Here is a 15759-nt window from a genome sequence, read left to right as displayed (position 1 = left end):
CTGATCTCCTTCTCAGACGTTTTATACAACGGGATGTGTCCGCCAGTGGCGTCACCATGCCATTATGCGACATGGTGACCCCTGCCACCAATGGCTTTGGCCCCTATGACACCTTAACCTCCCGTTGAAAGAAAGCTCACCACCACAGAGCAGCAAGTACTTTCAGCGTAGAAGGTTTAGGACACAATTGTTATTCAGATTCGATATCGGATTTATCAAGGCCAAATGCTTTGTGTAAGGCATTGACCGCAAGTTCCATATGTTTTTCGTCAATCACGACAGAAATCTTGATTTCGGACGTGGAGACCATACGGATATTGACGTTTTCATCGGCCAATACGCGGAACATTTTAGAGGCGACACCGGCATGAGAGCGCATACCAACGCCCACCAGAGAAACTTTGGCGATGTTGTCGTCGCCACGCAGTTCGCCGCCACCCAGGTCAGGAATAACGGTCTCTTCTAACAGCTTTTTGGTGGCCTTGTAGTCACCCTTCGCCACGGTAAAGGTGAAGTCGGTGTAGTCCCCCGCTGGCGCCACATTCTGAACGATCATATCGACTTCGATGTTGGCGTCGGCAATCGGACCCAAAATGCGCGATGCTACGCCCGGAACGTCTGGCGTGTTCAGTAGCGTCAGTTTGGCTTCGTTCTTGGTAAACGCGATACCGGAGATTAGCGGTTCTTCCATAGAATCCTCGTCTTGGTCAGAGTCAGCGACAATCAGGGTGCCCGGGCCGTCTTCGAAACTCGACAGTACCCGCAGCGGTACGTTGTACTTACCAGCGAATTCAACAGCACGAATTTGCAGTACTTTAGAGCCCAAACTGGCAAGCTCGAGCATCTCTTCGACGGTGATGCTCTCCAGGCGCTGCGCTTTGGAGCAGACGCGCGGGTCGGTGGTGTAGACACCGTCCACATCGGTATAGATTTGGCACTCATCAGCGCCCAGAGCCGCTGCCAGGGCCACGCCGGTGGTGTCCGAGCCGCCACGACCCAAGGTAGTAATGTTGCCGTCTTCGTCGACGCCTTGGAAACCGGCCACGACCACGACCTTACCTTCGTCCAGATCAGATTTCAGGTCGTCGGTTTCGATGCGCTGGATACGCGCTTTGGTGTAGGCGCTGTCGGTCAAGATCCCTACCTGTGCACCGGTGTGCGAGGTCGCCGGAACGCCAATTTGCTGTAACGCCATGGCCAGCAAGGAGATAGTGACTTGCTCACCGGTGGAGAGCAGCATGTCCATCTCACGCGGTGCGGGCTCTTCGTTCAGCGCATGGGCCATCTCGGTCAGGCGGTTCGTTTCGCCGCTCATCGCGGAAACGACGACCACGACCTGGTGTCCCTGGTCGCGAAAGCCTTTCACTTTTTCCGCCACGGCCTTGATACGGTCGACAGAGCCCACCGAGGTGCCGCCGAACTTCTGTACGTATAGTGCCATATGCCGTTTTTCCTTTACGTTCGGGAATGGAGGGTGAATATTATTGTTGCCAGCTTTCCTAACTAGCAAAAAGGCCGGTAGCAAATAATGCCACCGGCCTCTCTATTTAGCGAAGTGTGTTTTCCAACCAAGCCGGGACACTGTTCAACGCATCCGGCAGCGCATCGGGCTGACTGCCGCCTGCTTGAGCCATATCAGGGCGCCCACCCCCTTTGCCACCCACTTGGGAGGCCACATGATTAACCAGCTCGCCCGCTTTAACACGGCCAGTTAAATCAGAAGTGACCCCAGCAATCAGGCTGACTTTACCAGCGGCCTTGTCAGCAGTGGCTAGCATAATCACGCCAGAGCCTAGCTTGTTTTTCAGCTGATCCAATACGCCGCGCAGATCTTTACCAGACACGCCATCCAACTCAGTTACCAGCAGCTTCACGCCGCCCACTTCCTGCACTTGGCTGAGCATATCGCTACCCGCCGCGCTCGCCAGCTTCGCTTTGAGCTGCTCGAGCTCTTTTTCCAGGCTGCGGTTGCGCTCCACCAGCGATTCGACACGCGCTTCCACTTGCTCTGGCTTGGTTTTTAAGCGTTCGCTAATCCGCTGAACGCGGGCTTCTTGCTCACGGAAATACGCCAGTGCGTTTTCGCCGGTGATCGCTTCAATACGACGCACACCCGAGGCAATACCTACTTCGCTGACCACGTGGCAGCAGCCAATGTCGCCACTGCGCTTGACGTGGGTACCGCCGCAAAGCTCGATGGAGAAGTCATCGGCACCGATGGTCAATACGCGCACGTTATCAGCGTATTTGGCTTCGAACAGTGCTGCCGCGCCTTTGGCCTTGGCATCGGCGAGGCTCATCTGCTCGATTTTGGTCGGCGCGTTCGCCAAGATTTGCTCGTTGACGATGCGCTCGACCTCAGCAAGCTGCTCCGCGGTCATCGGTTCGAAGTGGCTAAAGTCAAAACGCAGACGCTCTGCGTTGACCAACGAGCCCTTCTGCTGCACGTGATCCCCCAACACCATTCGCAGTGCTTTGTGCAGCAGGTGGGTCGCGGAGTGGTTACGAATGGTCGCGCCACGCAGACTGGCATCGACTTCACCGCGCACGTTGGCGCCGACACTCAGACTCCCTTCGACCATTACCCCCTGGTGAAGGTGGTGGCCACTCTGTTTCTGGGTATCGTTCACCTGAAAACGACCACCATCGACGTGCAAGTAGCCAGTATCGCCCACCTGTCCGCCGGACTCCCCATAGAATGGCGTACGATCGAGCACTACGGTGCCTTTTTGACCGGCTTCCAAAGCCGCCAGCGCGTTGCCTTCGCTGTCTACGATGGCGGTTACGGTGGCTTGGTCTTCCAGCCGCTCGTAGCCGGTAAACTGGGTTTCGCCGTCCAGTTCGATAGAGGCCGTGTAATCCGCGCCAAACTGGCTGGCGGCACGAGCGCGTTCGCGTTGAGTTTCGAGTTCACGCTGGAAACCGGCTTCATCCAGTGTCACCTCACGCTCTCGGCACACGTCAGCAGTCAAATCGAACGGGAAGCCGTAGGTGTCGTAGAGTTTGAACACGGTTTCGCCGGGCAGCACGTCACCTTGCAGCTCTTCGAGCGCCGCGTTCAGCAAGCCCATACCGTGATCCAGCGTCCGCGCAAACTGCTCTTCCTCTTTCAGCAGTACGCGGGCGATCTGCTCGCTGGCATCGCGCAGCTCGGGGTAGGCATCACCCATTTCGTCATCCAGAGCGCTCACCAACTTATGGAAGAACGGCTCGGACGCGCCCAGCTTGTGGCCATGACGAATCGCCCGACGAATGATCCGGCGCAGTACATAGCCACGACCTTCGTTGGAAGGTAGCACGCCATCGACGATCAAGAAGGCGCAGGAGCGAATGTGGTCGGCGATGACGCGTAACGAGGGCGTGGTGGTATCGCCATGTCCCGTGGCGTCTGCTGCCGCCTTGAGCAAATTCTGGAACAGATCGATTTCGTAGTTGGAGTGCACGCCCTGCATGACAGCCGCCACACGCTCCAGCCCCATGCCGGTATCGATAGAGGGCTTCGGCAGTGGGTTGAGGGTGCCTTGGGCATCGCGCTCGAACTGCATGAAGACGAGGTTCCAGATCTCGATGTAGCGGTCGCCATCCTCTTCAGGACTTCCAGGCGGGCCACCCCACACCTCCGGGCCGTGATCGAAGAAAATCTCTGAGCTAGGGCCACAGGGACCGGTGTCGCCCATTTGCCAGAAGTTGTCCTCGTCCAGCTTGGAGAAACGCTCGGGGTCGATACCGATCTCATCTTTCCAGATGCGCTCGGCTTCGTCGTCGCTGATATGTACGGTGACCCAGAGTTTCTCTTTGGGTAACCCCAGGGTTTCGGTCAGGAATGTCCAGGCAAAGCGAATGGCGTCACGCTTGAAGTAATCACCAAAGCTGAAGTTGCCCAGCATCTCGAAGAAGGTGTGGTGGCGCGCAGTGTAACCTACGTTGTCCAAGTCATTATGTTTGCCGCCGGCACGCACACAGCGCTGAGCAGAGGTGGCACGCACGTAGGGGCGAGGGTCACGACCCAAAAACACATCTTTGAAAGGCACCATGCCCGCATTGGTGAACAGCAGCGTCGGGTCGTTGCCCGGCACCAGCGAGCTAGACGGCACTGCCGTGTGGCCGTGCTCTTCAAAAAACGATAGGAAGGCCTGTCTGATCTCTGCGCTTTTCATAGGGTATCCGTAACAAGAAAGCGTGATGCCCCAGGGCGCTGTCGCCGCCACCCGCTGGGGTCGCAAAGGATCCATTATAACGCAGTTGTCAAACGACTAAAGCCGCAGTTAGTGGCAGAACCTAAAACGAGCGGTTCCAAAGGGCGTATTATAGGCAGGAAAGCGCGTAGCGGATTTGCTCGAAGTCAAAGCCACGTGTCGCCAGAAAACGCTCGCGCTTGGCGCGCTCTTTGGGTGTATCGCCGGGGGAGTCGTAACGTCTTGCTAGGGTCTCTTTGGCCAGCTCGAACCAATCGATGGCTTCTCGCTCCTCGACGGCCTCTAGCGCAGCCGTCAGTGTCTCCTGATCGATACCTCGCTGACGAAGTTCGCCCTTGATGCGGATCACGCCCTGCCCACGGGCAATTCGCGAACGGACGAAGCTCTCGGCAAAGCGCGCATCCGATTGGAGAGACTGTTCGGCCAGCGCATCGAGGCAGGCCTCGATTTCATCGCCGTCGAAGGATTTTTGCTGAAGTTTACGCGCCAGCTCGACGCGCGAGTACTCGCGCCGAGCCAGCAGTTGAATAGCCACGTCCCGTGGCGAGGCATCTGCATTAGAGGGGAACATGGCACCCTCCTCTTTTCCACGCCAACGGGAATGGCCGTTTAGAGCAGATCGTCGTCGCCATCGGCGGCCACATCCGCGGCGGGCGCTTCTTCTTTCTTCGGCTCGGCCTTGGCGAGGAGCTGTTCACGGATTTGAGTCTCGATCTCGTTCATGATCTCGGGATGCTCTTCCAAGTACTGGGCCGCATTGGCTTTGCCTTGACCGATCTTGTTGCCTTTGTAGCTGTACCAAGCGCCCGCTTTATCGACCAAGTTGCACTGCACGCCAAGATCGATGACCTCGCCGGCGTGGTAAATACCTTTGCCGTACAGGATTTGGAACTCGGCCTGACGGAACGGCGGCGCCACCTTGTTCTTCACTACTTTCACGCGGGTTTCGTTACCGGTGACTTCGTCTCCCGCCTTCACCGAACCGGTGCGGCGAATATCCAAGCGAACGCTGGAGTAGAACTTCAGCGCGTTACCGCCGGTCGTGGTCTCGGGGCTGCCGAACATCACGCCGATTTTCATACGAATCTGATTGATGAAGACCACCAAGCAGTTCGCGTTTTTGATGTTACCGGTGATTTTACGCAGCGCCTGGGACATCAAACGCGCCTGCAGGCCGACGTGGGAGTCGCCCATTTCGCCTTCGATCTCGGCACGCGGGGTTAGCGCCGCCACGGAGTCGATGATGATCACATCGACACCGCCGGAGCGCACCAGCATGTCGGTAATCTCCAGCGCTTGCTCACCCGTGTCCGGCTGAGAGACCAGCAGGTCGTCCAGGTTGACGCCCAGTTTCTCGGCGTAGCTAGGGTCGAGCGCGTGCTCGGCATCCACGAAAGCACACACTTTGCCCTGCTTTTGCGCCTGGGCGATGACCGACAGCGTCAGGGTCGTTTTACCCGACGACTCTGGACCAAAGATTTCGACGACGCGACCAAACGGCAAACCACCAATTCCCAGCGCAATATCCAGCCCCAGAGAACCGGTGGAGACAGACGGCATCACGACGCGTGGCGCATCGCCGAGGCGCATGACGGTTCCTTTGCCAAACTGGCGGTCAATTTGACTGAGTGCGGCATTGAGCGCTTTAGTGCGGTTGTCTTCCTGAGCCATGCAGAGATTCCTCATAACAAGCTGTATAATTAGCCAGTAGTATGCCAAAGATTCGCGGCTAAACAAATCCTCAACGGCTACTTTAACGATTATTTCTTCTGCGCTTGGGCGCTCAACCGAGCCACCAGCCCTGCCAGTGCTTCGCGCACCGCCTGCTCACGCACCGCTTGGCGGTCGCCAGGAAAATGGAAACACTCGGCTTCTTGCTGTTCGGCACCGCCCCAAGCGATCCATACGGTGCCGACCGGCTTGTCATCGCTGCCGCCATCGGGTCCGGCGACGCCACTCACCGCCACGGCCATATCGGCACCGCTCTCACGACAAGCACCGGCCACCATGCGCTTCACCACCGGCTCGCTGACCGCGCCGTGGGCATCGAGCGTCGCTTGCTCGACGCCTAGCAGGCGCGTTTTCGCGGCGTTGGAGTAGGTGACGTAACCGGCCGTAAAATAAGCCGAGCTGCCGGCCACCGAGGTAATGGCGCTGGCGATGCCGCCACCGGTGCAGGACTCCGCGGTGGTCACTTCCATGCCCAGTTGAAGACATTGCCGCCCCAGGCGCTGGGCAAGCAGCGATAAATCGAGGTTCTTGAGGCTTGAAACGCTGGGGGCCATGGTGACTCCTTCATGTAGGACCTTAGGGTAGCGTAGAATACTGCGTTTAGCTTTCTCAACGAAATTGCCCAACGAACATGCCGCAAGCCAATCGCTTGCGCCACGCTCAATCAGGACGCCCATGTCACAGGCCAGCCCCGCCCATACGCCAATGATGGCGCAATACCTTAAGATCAAGCGCGAGCACCCCGAGGTACTGCTGTTTTACCGCATGGGGGATTTTTACGAACTATTTTTCGACGACGCAAAACGCGCCGCCGCGCTGCTGGATATTACGCTGACGCAACGCGGCCAATCGGGGGGCAAGCCCATCCCCATGGCGGGAGTGCCTTACCACAGCGCCGAGGGGTATTTGGCGCGCTTGGTGGCTGGGGGCGAATCGGTCGCAATATGCGAGCAAATCGGCGACCCGGCCACCAGCAAAGGGCCCGTCGAGCGCCAGGTCGTGCGTATCGTGACACCCGGCACGCTGCACGACGAAGCCCTGCTCGATGCACGGCGAGATAACGTTCTAGTGGCCGTCGCCCCCGGCAAGGCGGGCTGGGGGGTGGCGTGGCTGGAGCTCTCCAGCGGTCGCTTCAACGTGCTGGAAGTCGAGAGCGAAGCGGAAATGCTCGCCGAGTTGACCCGGCTCTCTCCGGCAGAGCTGTTGGTCCCCGAAAGCCTGACGCTGCCCGATGTGTGGTCGCAAAAGCGCAGCCTACGCCGACAGGGGGAGTGGCTATTCGATCTGGAGAGCGCCACCCGCAGCCTGTGCGACCAGTTCGAGGTCAGCGATCTGCGTGGCTTTGGCTGCGCGCACCTCTCCACGGCGCTGATCGCGGCCGGTGTCTTGATCGACTATGCCCGCGACACCCAGCGCTCGCGCCTGCCCCACGTGAGGGCCATCAGCGTAGAGAACCGCGATGATGCCGTGGTGATCGACGCCGCCAGCCGCCGCAACCTGGAGATCGACATCAATCTGGGGGGCAGCAGTGACAACACCCTGGCCAGCGTGCTCGACACCTGCACGACCGCCATGGGGTCACGGCTTTTAAAACGCTGGCTGAATCGCCCGTTGCGTCAGCGAGAGATCGTCGAAGGCCGCCAAGCCGGCGTTGCCCTGCTCTCCATCGATGCCGCTTATATGAGCTTGCGGGAAACATTAACCGATGTGGGCGATGTGGAACGCATACTCGCCCGTGTCGCTCTTTATAGCGCCCGACCGCGAGATCTCGCACGGTTGAGAGATGCGCTCGCCACGCTGCCCACGCTGGAAGCGCTGCTGGCCGATATCGACAGCGGCAGTGCCCTGGATAGCCTCAAGCCACACATTCGCCCCTACCCCGAGCTGGCCGATACGCTAGCACGCGCGCTGGTCGACAACCCGCCCGTGGTAATTCGGGATGGCGGCGTCATCGCCGACGGCTTCGATGCCGAGCTGGACGAGCACCGAGGCATGGCCGAAAACGCGGGCGACTACCTCGTACAACTGGAGCTGCGAGAGCGTGAGCGTACCGGGCTCGCCAACCTCAAAGTCGGGTATAACCGCGTGCACGGCTACTTCATCGAGCTGCCCCGCGCCCAGGCACAGCAGGCGCCCGCCGACTATATCCGTCGTCAAACGCTGAAAAACGCCGAACGCTTCATCATTCCAGAACTCAAGGAGTTCGAGGACAAAGCGCTTTCTGCCAAGTCGCGCGCGCTCACTCGAGAAAAATGGCTTTACGATCAGCTGCTGGCTGACCTCAATGCCCAGTTGCACGAGCTACAAAACACTTCCCGAGCGCTCGCAGAGTTAGACGTGCTGTGCGCCTTCGCCGAGCGCGCCGATGCGCTCAACTGGGTGCGCCCGCAGTTGGTCGACAGCACCGGCATCACGATTACGGCGGGCCGTCACCCCGTCGTAGAGCAGGTCAGCGATAAGCCGTTCGTGCCCAACGACGTACTGCTCACCCCAGAGCAGCACATGCTGATCATTACCGGCCCCAATATGGGCGGTAAATCGACTTACATGCGCCAGACGGCGCTGATTGCACTGCTGGCCCATAGCGGCAGCTTCGTGCCTGCCGATGCCGCTGAGATCGGTCCGGTCGATCGCATCTTTACCCGGATTGGCTCGTCGGATGATCTCGCCGGGGGACGCTCGACCTTCATGGTGGAAATGACCGAAACCGCCAATATCCTGCATAATGCCACCGAGCACAGCCTAGTCCTGATGGATGAGATTGGCCGCGGCACCAGCACCTTCGACGGCCTCTCCTTGGCCTGGGCGAGCGCCGAGCATCTCGCCAACGCCCGGGCGCTCACGCTGTTTGCCACGCACTATTTTGAAATGACGGCACTGCCTGAGCAGGCGGAGGGCGTCGCCAATATTCATTTGACAGCAACGGAACACGGCGATGGCATCGTGTTCATGCACCGTATCGAGGCGGGCCCCGCCAGCCAGAGTTATGGCTTACAGGTCGCCCAACTCGCCGGGGTCCCGGCTCCGGTGATTCGTCGCGCTCGGGAAAAGCTGATGATGCTCGAACAGCGGGATGTCGACGAGCAGCAGCGGCCCTCAGCGAGCCCTGCGATACCGCAGCAAAACGACCTGTTCGCCAGCGTCCCGCACCCGGTGGTAGAAGCGCTCGGCAAGGCGGATATCGACGACTTGTCGCCTCGCGAAGCGCTGGCCCTGTTGTATCAGTGGCGAGAGCTGCTATAGACAATGGATATAATGAGCGGCAGTAATCGCATCAACAGATGAGCGCGAGCGCTTGCCGCCAGGTATGGGCACCACTAGAATGTCGCCCATACTTTTTTACCTTATAAAAAATCGCTGATTTATAACCATTCACGATTGACCACGACCGGGAGGCTTCTCGGTCTCGCAAGAGGGATAGCAAGATGACGTTTGTCGTTACCGAGAACTGCATCCAATGCAAATACACCGACTGTGTGGAAGTTTGCCCGGTCGACTGCTTCTACGAAGGCCCCAACTTCCTGGTCATTCACCCAGACGAGTGCATTGACTGCGCGCTGTGTGAGCCAGAGTGTCCTGCTGAGGCGATATTCTCTGAGGATGAGCTGCCCGATGGCCAGGAGCCTTTCATCGAGATCAACGCGGAGCTGGCCGAAGTATGGCCCAATATTGCCGAGAAGAAAGACCCTCTGCCCGATGCAGAAGAGTGGGATGGCAAAACGGGTAAGCTGGAAAAACTCGAGCGTTGAGCGCAGAGTGTTAGCACATCGCAAAAAACCAGCGTTTACGCTGGTTTTTTTGTGGTCGGATGGAAGACGTTCATGATTGCGTAAATGGCCTGCACAAAAAAAGGCGGCCCGTAGGCCGCCCGCTCCAAGCACTTCCTCTGACCACTCCCTGTGTCAACCTCCTTAGGTGACGTCCTTGCCAGGGCTCACATCACTGTGTCACCCGGCGCACCTACTTACATCCCGTTGCATCCTGCCTGAAGCATCCTTGCCTCCCCTTGTCCTGTGTGCATTGTGGCAGAACAGGCTAACTTCACAAGCCAGCAGAAAATACAAAGAGCGAGCCTCCCCGGCTCGCCCTTCAGACAAAAAATCTTAAATATCAACGAATTAAATTAAGATTAGTGAAAAAATTCGCTTTTTCCTACACGGTTCCGAGCGAATGTCGTCGGCATTTGTAAGAGATCTCTTACAAATTTTTGAGAGATCTCTTACACGCGAACGCTATATTTTTGACCTATTGGCCTTTGATGGCTTTCAAACCGGGGTAGCTCACATCACCCAGCTCGGCTTCGATCACCAGCAGGCGGTTGTACTTCGCGACACGGTCAGAGCGACACAGCGACCCGGTCTTGATTTGTCCCGCACAGGTGCCTACGGCCAGATCGGCAATGGTGGTGTCTTCGGTTTCACCACTACGGTGGGAGATGACCGCCGTAAAGCCCGCATCTTGGGCCATTTTGATCGCGTCGAGAGTTTCGGAGAGCGAGCCAATCTGGTTGAACTTGATCAGAATCGAGTTACCGATCTGCTCGTCAATGCCACGCTTAAGGATGTTGGTATTGGTGACGAACAGGTCGTCCCCCACCAGCTGCACCTTGTCGCCCAGCTTGTCGGTCAAGGCTTTCCAACCGGCCCAGTCGGACTCGTCCATGCCGTCTTCGATAGACACGATGGGGTAGTCGGCACACAGGCCCGCCAGGTAGTCCGCAAAACCTTCGGCGTCGTAGCGCTTGCCTTCGCCAGAGAGGTCGTACTGGCCGTCTTTATAGAATTCGGAGGAAGCACAGTCCAAGGCCAAGGTGACATCGCTCCCCAACGTGTAACCCGCATCGGCAACGGCTTGCTTGATGACCGCCAGCGCGTCGGCGTTGGATGCAAGGTTTGGCGCAAAACCGCCTTCATCACCCACCGAGGTAGACAGCCCTTTGGCAGAGAGCACTTTCTTGAGGGCGTGGAAGATCTCTGCGCCCATACGCAGACCTTCACGGAAGTTCGTAGCGCCAACCGGCTGCACCATGAACTCCTGAATATCCACGTTGTTGTCCGCGTGCTCGCCGCCGTTCAGAATGTTCATCATCGGGACCGGCATGCTGTACTGGCCGGGCTGGCCGTAAAGCTCGGCGATATGGGCATACAGTGGCACGCCTTTAGCATTGGCCGCCGCCTTGGCTGCCGCGAGCGACACCGCCAGAATCGCATTGGCTCCCAGAGTCGCCTTGTTATCCGTGCCATCCAACTCCAGCATGGCATTGTCCAAACCGCGCTGGTCCCGCGCATCCATTCCCAACAACGCATCACGAATCTTGCCATTCACGGCCTCGACGGCTTTTAAAACGCCTTTACCGAGGTAGCGCGCCTTGTCGCCATCACGCAGTTCGAGTGCTTCGCGGGAGCCCGTGGAGGCACCGCTGGGGGCACAGGCAACGCCGACGGCACCGCTTTCCAAACGTACGGTGGCTTGAACGGTCGGGTTACCGCGCGAATCGAGCACTTCCAGCGCACTGATTTCAACAATTTTGGTCATGACAGTGTCCTTTGGTTGTCGGTCTAATCGATGAGAGGTCCAATGTATACCACGGATATCCGCCGCGATTAACGGATGGTCAAGGGGTCGAAGCCTTTGACCAGTGCGTCCAGCTGTGACAGTTGGGTCAGAAACGGCTCGAGCTGGTCCAGTGGCAGTGCGCAGGGGCCATCGCACTTGGCGTTATCGGGGTCTGGATGAGCTTCCAAAAACAGCCCGGCCAAGCCCACTGCCACACCCGCGCGAGCAAGCTCGGCAACCTGGGCACGGCGGCCATCGGCGCTGTCCGCCCGGCCACCTGGACGCTGCAGAGCATGGGTGACATCGAAGAACACCGGATAACCGGTCTGCTTCATGTCGCCAAAGCCCAGCATGTCCACGACGAGGTTGTTGTAGCCAAAACTGGTGCCGCGTTCACATAGCATCAGGCGGTCGTTGCCCGCTTCCTGAAACTTGGTGAGGATATGGCGCATTTCGTGCGGGGCCAAAAACTGCGGCTTTTTGATGTTGATCGCCGCACCGGTTTTCGCCATTGCTACGACGAGATCGGTTTGGCGCGCCAAAAAGGCCGGCAGTTGGATGATGTCGGCGACTTCCGCCGCAGGCGCTGCCTGCCACGGCTCGTGCACGTCGGTGATGATGGGCACGTCATGGCGGGCCTTGATATCAGCCAGGATTTGCAGGCCTTTTTCCAGCCCAGGCCCGCGGTAAGAGTGGATCGAACTGCGGTTCGCTTTATCAAAACTGGCCTTGAACACATACGGCATGCCCAGCTTTTGCGTCACATTCACATAAGCCTGTGCGACTTCATCGGCCAGCTCCGCCGACTCCAGTACGTTCATACCGCCCAGCAGCATGAGTGGCAAAGAATTGCCGGCGGTTAAGCCGGCAACGTGGATGTGATGCTCTGGGAATGGAGACTGAGAAGACATGCTTCCCCCTTTATTCCTGAGGTGCGGCGTGGGCACGGGTCCGTGCCGTTTTGTGCTCTAACGCGGCATTGACGAAGCCAGAGAAGAGCGGGTGACCATCACGAGGGGTGGACGTGAACTCTGGATGGAACTGACACGCCACGTACCAGGGGTGATCGGCCAGCTCGACCATCTCCACCAGCGACTGATCAACGCTCTTGCCGGAAATCACCAGGCCTGCCGTTTCCAGCTCATCGATGAACTGGTTATTGACCTCGAAGCGGTGACGATGACGCTCGACGATCTCGTCAGCCCCATAGGCTTCGCGGGCTTTGCTGCCTGATTTCAAATGGCAAACCTGGCCACCCAAGCGCATGGTGCCACCAAGATCCGAGGCCGCATCGCGCAGCTCGATCTTGCCTTCGGCGTTGATCCACTCAGTGATCAAGCCCACGACGGGGTGCTTGGTGTCGTGGGTAAACTCGGTGGAGTTGGCGTCTTTCCAACCAGCTACGTTACGCGCGAACTCGATCACCGCTACCTGCATACCCAGACAAATACCCAGGTAAGGGATGTTGTTTTCGCGAGCGAACTGAGCGGTCAGAATCTTGCCTTCCACGCCGCGCTCGCCAAAACCACCGGGCACTAGAATGGCGTCTTTGCCTGCCAGGCGCTCGGTGCCGTGACGCTCGATGTCTTCGGAGTCGATATAGTCGACGTTGACCTTGATTCGACCCTGAATACCCGCGTGGATCAGCGCTTCATTCAGCGACTTGTAGGCATCCAGCAGCTCCATGTACTTGCCGACCATGGCGATGCTCACCGACTTCAGCGGGTTGAGCTTGGCATCGAGTACCTTGACCCACTCCGACAGGTCCGCAGGTGCCGCTTCCAGGCGCAGCTTGTCACAGACGATATCGTCTAGACCGTGCTCGTGGAGCATCAGCGGAATGCGGTAGATGGTGTCGGCGTCTTGCAGCGGCACTACTGCACGCTCTTCCACATTGGTGAACAGCGCAATCTTGCGGCGCTCGCTCTCTTCGAGCTCGACTTCGCTACGGCAAATCAGAATGTCTGGTTGGATACCGATGGAGCGCAACTCTTTGACGCTGTGCTGTGTCGGCTTGGTCTTGGTTTCGCCAGCGGTCTTGATGTACGGCACCAGAGTCAGGTGCATGTAAATGGCGCGGCTGGCGCCAAGCTCGCTGCGAATCTGACGAATGGACTCCAGGAAGGGCAGTGACTCGATATCGCCGACCGTACCGCCGATCTCCACCAGCGCCACGTCGAAGCCTTCGCCACCGGCGTAGACGCGCTGCTTGATTTCATCAGTGATGTGCGGAATGACCTGCACGGTGCCGCCCAGATAATCGCCACGGCGCTCTTTGCGCAGCACGTGTTCGTACACACGGCCCGTAGTGAAGTTGTTGCCCTGGGTCATTTTGGTACGAATGAAGCGTTCGTAGTGACCTAAGTCCAAGTCCGTCTCGGCGCCATCCTCGGTGACGAATACCTCGCCGTGCTGGAAAGGACTCATGGTGCCCGGGTCCACGTTGATGTACGGGTCGAGCTTGAGCATGGTGACCTTAAGGCCGCGGGCCTCTAGAATCGCCGCCAGCGAGGCAGACGCGATGCCCTTGCCAAGAGAGGACACAACGCCGCCGGTCACGAAGATATATCGTGTCATGGAAAACCTGTCGAAACGTGATCAAAAGGCGTAACAGAAAGCCACACCAGGATGGGACGACAGAATAGCAGAGTACGCCTTAAGGCTCAATTTGAACTGCCGAGGCCACCTAATGAAGGATGAGAACTGACGACGCCGGGATCAGGCCAACGCGAAGGTATTTCGCCATGGATGGCGAAAGTAGCGCCCAAGGTTGGGTTCACAGCGCCCTCGCGTTGGCCTGAGACGGGTAATGTCGCGGGGCTGGAGAACCCCGCGAAAAAAATCAAACCCCTAGGTAATCAAGGATGCCCTCAGCCGCCTGACGCCCTTCATAAATAGCAGTGACCACGAGATCGGAGCCGCGCACCATGTCGCCACCGGCAAAGATTTTTTCGTTGCTGGTTTGGAAGGCGTACTGGCCGTGCTCGGGCGCTTTGACCAGGTCCCAATCGTTGACGTCGATCTTGGCACTTTCGAACCACGGCGCCGGGCTTGCCTGGAAACCAAAGGCGACCACCACGGCGTCAGCGGCAATGATCTCTTCAGACCCCGGCACGACCTCCGGGCGGCGACGGCCGTTTTCGTCCGGCTCGCCCAGGCGCGTACGAACCACCTTCACGCCTTCGACCTTATCTTCACCAACTACCGCGACCGGCTGGCGGTTGAACAGAAACTCGACGCCCTCTTCCCGCGCGTTGGCCACTTCGCGGCGCGAACCCGGCATGTTCTCTTCATCGCGGCGATAGGCACAGGTCACGCTGGCAGCACGCTGACGAATCGAGGTGCGGTTACAGTCCATCGCAGTATCACCACCGCCCAGCACCACCACGCGCTTGCCTTCCATCGAGATGAAGTCGTTCGGGTCCTTCTCGAAACCCAAGCGGCGGTTGACGTTGGCAATCAGAAAGTCCAACGCCTTATAGACGCCGGGCAGGTCTTCACCGGGGAAGCCACCCTGCATGTATTTGTACGTCCCCATGCCCAGGAACACCGCATCGTACTCCTGCAGCAGCGTCTCGAACTCGACATCGGTGCCGATTTCGGTATTCAGACGGAACTCGACGCCCATCTCCTCGAAGACCGCGCGGCGGCGCTCCATGACGTTCTTTTCCAGCTTGAACTCAGGAATACCGAAGGTCAGCAGACCGCCAATTTCGGGGTACTTATCGAACACCACCGGCTTGACGCCGTTGCGCGCCAGAATGTCGGCGCAGCCCAAGCCCGCAGGGCCTGCACCGACAATCGCGACTTTCTTATCGGTCCACACCACCTTGGACATATCCGGGCGCCAGCCCATGGCAAAGGCGGTATCGGTGATGTACTTCTCCACCGAACCAATCGTCACCGCACCAAAGCCGTCATTCAAGGTGCAATCACCCTCGCACAGACGATCCTGGGGGCACACGCGGCCACACACTTCCGGCAGCGAGTTGGTTTTGTGGGATAGCTCGGCAGCCTCGATGATGTTGCCTTCCACCACCAGCTGCAGCCAGTTGGGGATGTAGTTGTGTACCGGGCACTTCCACTCGCAGTAAGGGTTGCCGCAGTGCAAGCAGCGGTGCGCTTGGCTCGCCGCATCGGTGGGCTTGAACGGCTCGTAAATTTCCGCGAACTCTTTGGCCCGGGTGTGCGCCGGTTTTTTCTGTGGGTCTTTACGACCCACGTCGACAAACTGAAAATCGTTATTCAAACGGTTGGCCATGATCTCTCTCCTCGA

11 protein-coding genes are annotated in these 15759 nt (G+C 58.5%); 2 read left to right on the top strand and 9 right to left on the bottom strand.

Going from position 1 to position 15759, the window contains the following annotated elements; all coding sequences use genetic code 11:
• Positions 1–190: 190 nt before the first annotated feature.
• The 5 genes from GYM47_RS03685 to GYM47_RS03665 all read right to left on the bottom strand — a co-directional run bounded on the left by GYM47_RS03685 (position 191) and on the right by GYM47_RS03665 (position 6481).
• A complete protein-coding gene (locus tag GYM47_RS03685; protein ID WP_139525142.1) occupies positions 191–1441 on the bottom strand; it encodes an aspartate kinase in 1251 nt (416 codons plus the stop codon).
• Positions 1442–1547: 106 nt separating this feature from the next.
• The gene (alaS, locus tag GYM47_RS03680; RefSeq protein WP_153842155.1) at positions 1548–4157 is read right to left on the bottom strand and encodes an alanine--tRNA ligase; all 2610 of its coding nucleotides are present in this window, start codon (positions 4155–4157) and stop codon (positions 1548–1550) included.
• 148 nt (positions 4158–4305) lie between these two features.
• Positions 4306–4767: a regulatory protein RecX gene (locus GYM47_RS03675; protein WP_153842154.1), complete on the bottom strand. Its 462-nt coding sequence runs from the start codon at positions 4765–4767 to the stop codon at positions 4306–4308.
• A 38-nt stretch (positions 4768–4805) separates the two neighbouring features.
• On the bottom strand, positions 4806–5867 hold the full coding sequence (gene recA / locus GYM47_RS03670; protein WP_139525139.1) for a recombinase RecA: 1062 nt from the start codon (positions 5865–5867) through the stop codon (positions 4806–4808).
• Positions 5868–5956: 89 nt separating this feature from the next.
• Complete coding sequence (locus GYM47_RS03665) at positions 5957–6481, bottom strand: CinA family protein (protein WP_153842153.1); 525 nt, start codon at positions 6479–6481, stop codon at positions 5957–5959.
• A 121-nt stretch (positions 6482–6602) separates the two neighbouring features.
• Between GYM47_RS03665 and mutS the strand changes: the two genes are divergently transcribed.
• Together mutS and fdxA are read left to right on the top strand one after the other, a co-directional pair.
• Positions 6603–9170 (top strand): DNA mismatch repair protein MutS, encoded by a 2568-nt coding sequence (mutS, locus tag GYM47_RS03660; RefSeq protein ID WP_153842152.1) that lies wholly within the window; start codon positions 6603–6605, stop codon positions 9168–9170.
• Positions 9171–9352: 182 nt separating this feature from the next.
• Positions 9353–9676, top strand: a complete 324-nt coding sequence (gene fdxA / locus GYM47_RS03655) for a ferredoxin FdxA (protein WP_139525136.1) — start codon at positions 9353–9355, stop codon at positions 9674–9676.
• A 496-nt stretch (positions 9677–10172) separates the two neighbouring features.
• Here fdxA and eno read toward each other — a convergent pair whose 3' ends face one another.
• The 4 genes from eno to GYM47_RS03635 all read right to left on the bottom strand — a co-directional run bounded on the left by eno (position 10173) and on the right by GYM47_RS03635 (position 15744).
• Complete coding sequence (gene eno, locus GYM47_RS03650) at positions 10173–11462, bottom strand: phosphopyruvate hydratase (RefSeq protein WP_139525135.1); 1290 nt, start codon at positions 11460–11462, stop codon at positions 10173–10175.
• Between the two features lie 68 nt (positions 11463–11530).
• Positions 11531–12394: a 3-deoxy-8-phosphooctulonate synthase gene (kdsA, locus tag GYM47_RS03645; protein ID WP_139525134.1), complete on the bottom strand. Its 864-nt coding sequence runs from the start codon at positions 12392–12394 to the stop codon at positions 11531–11533.
• 10 nt (positions 12395–12404) lie between these two features.
• A complete protein-coding gene (locus GYM47_RS03640; protein ID WP_139525133.1) occupies positions 12405–14060 on the bottom strand; it encodes a CTP synthase in 1656 nt (551 codons plus the stop codon).
• Positions 14061–14325: 265 nt separating this feature from the next.
• Complete coding sequence (locus tag GYM47_RS03635) at positions 14326–15744, bottom strand: FAD-dependent oxidoreductase (protein ID WP_139525132.1); 1419 nt, start codon at positions 15742–15744, stop codon at positions 14326–14328.
• Positions 15745–15759 lie beyond the last annotated feature (15 nt).

Source organism: Vreelandella piezotolerans, assembly GCF_012427705.1.
Classification (GTDB): Bacteria; Pseudomonadota; Gammaproteobacteria; order Pseudomonadales; family Halomonadaceae; genus Vreelandella; species Vreelandella piezotolerans.
Note: the sequence above shows the minus strand (reverse complement) of the source record. Positions and strands in the feature narration are given on the sequence as shown.

Excerpts from the sequence above, each read along its gene's own strand:
- GYM47_RS03685 (WP_139525142.1), bottom strand. The coding sequence starts at position 1,441 with ATGGCACTATACGTACAGAAGTTCGGCGGCACCTCGGTGGGCTCTGTC.
- alaS (WP_153842155.1), bottom strand. The coding sequence starts at position 4,157 with ATGAAAAGCGCAGAGATCAGACAGGCCTTCCTATCGTTTTTTGAAGAG.
- GYM47_RS03675 (WP_153842154.1), bottom strand. The coding sequence starts at position 4,767 with ATGTTCCCCTCTAATGCAGATGCCTCGCCACGGGACGTGGCTATTCAA.
- recA (WP_139525139.1), bottom strand. The coding sequence starts at position 5,867 with ATGGCTCAGGAAGACAACCGCACTAAAGCGCTCAATGCCGCACTCAGT.
- GYM47_RS03665 (WP_153842153.1), bottom strand. The coding sequence starts at position 6,481 with ATGGCCCCCAGCGTTTCAAGCCTCAAGAACCTCGATTTATCGCTGCTT.
- mutS (WP_153842152.1), top strand. The coding sequence starts at position 6,603 with ATGTCACAGGCCAGCCCCGCCCATACGCCAATGATGGCGCAATACCTT.
- fdxA (WP_139525136.1), top strand. The coding sequence starts at position 9,353 with ATGACGTTTGTCGTTACCGAGAACTGCATCCAATGCAAATACACCGAC.
- eno (WP_139525135.1), bottom strand. The coding sequence starts at position 11,462 with ATGACCAAAATTGTTGAAATCAGTGCGCTGGAAGTGCTCGATTCGCGC.
- kdsA (WP_139525134.1), bottom strand. The coding sequence starts at position 12,394 with ATGTCTTCTCAGTCTCCATTCCCAGAGCATCACATCCACGTTGCCGGC.
- GYM47_RS03640 (WP_139525133.1), bottom strand. The coding sequence starts at position 14,060 with ATGACACGATATATCTTCGTGACCGGCGGCGTTGTGTCCTCTCTTGGC.
- GYM47_RS03635 (WP_139525132.1), bottom strand. The coding sequence starts at position 15,744 with ATGGCCAACCGTTTGAATAACGATTTTCAGTTTGTCGACGTGGGTCGT.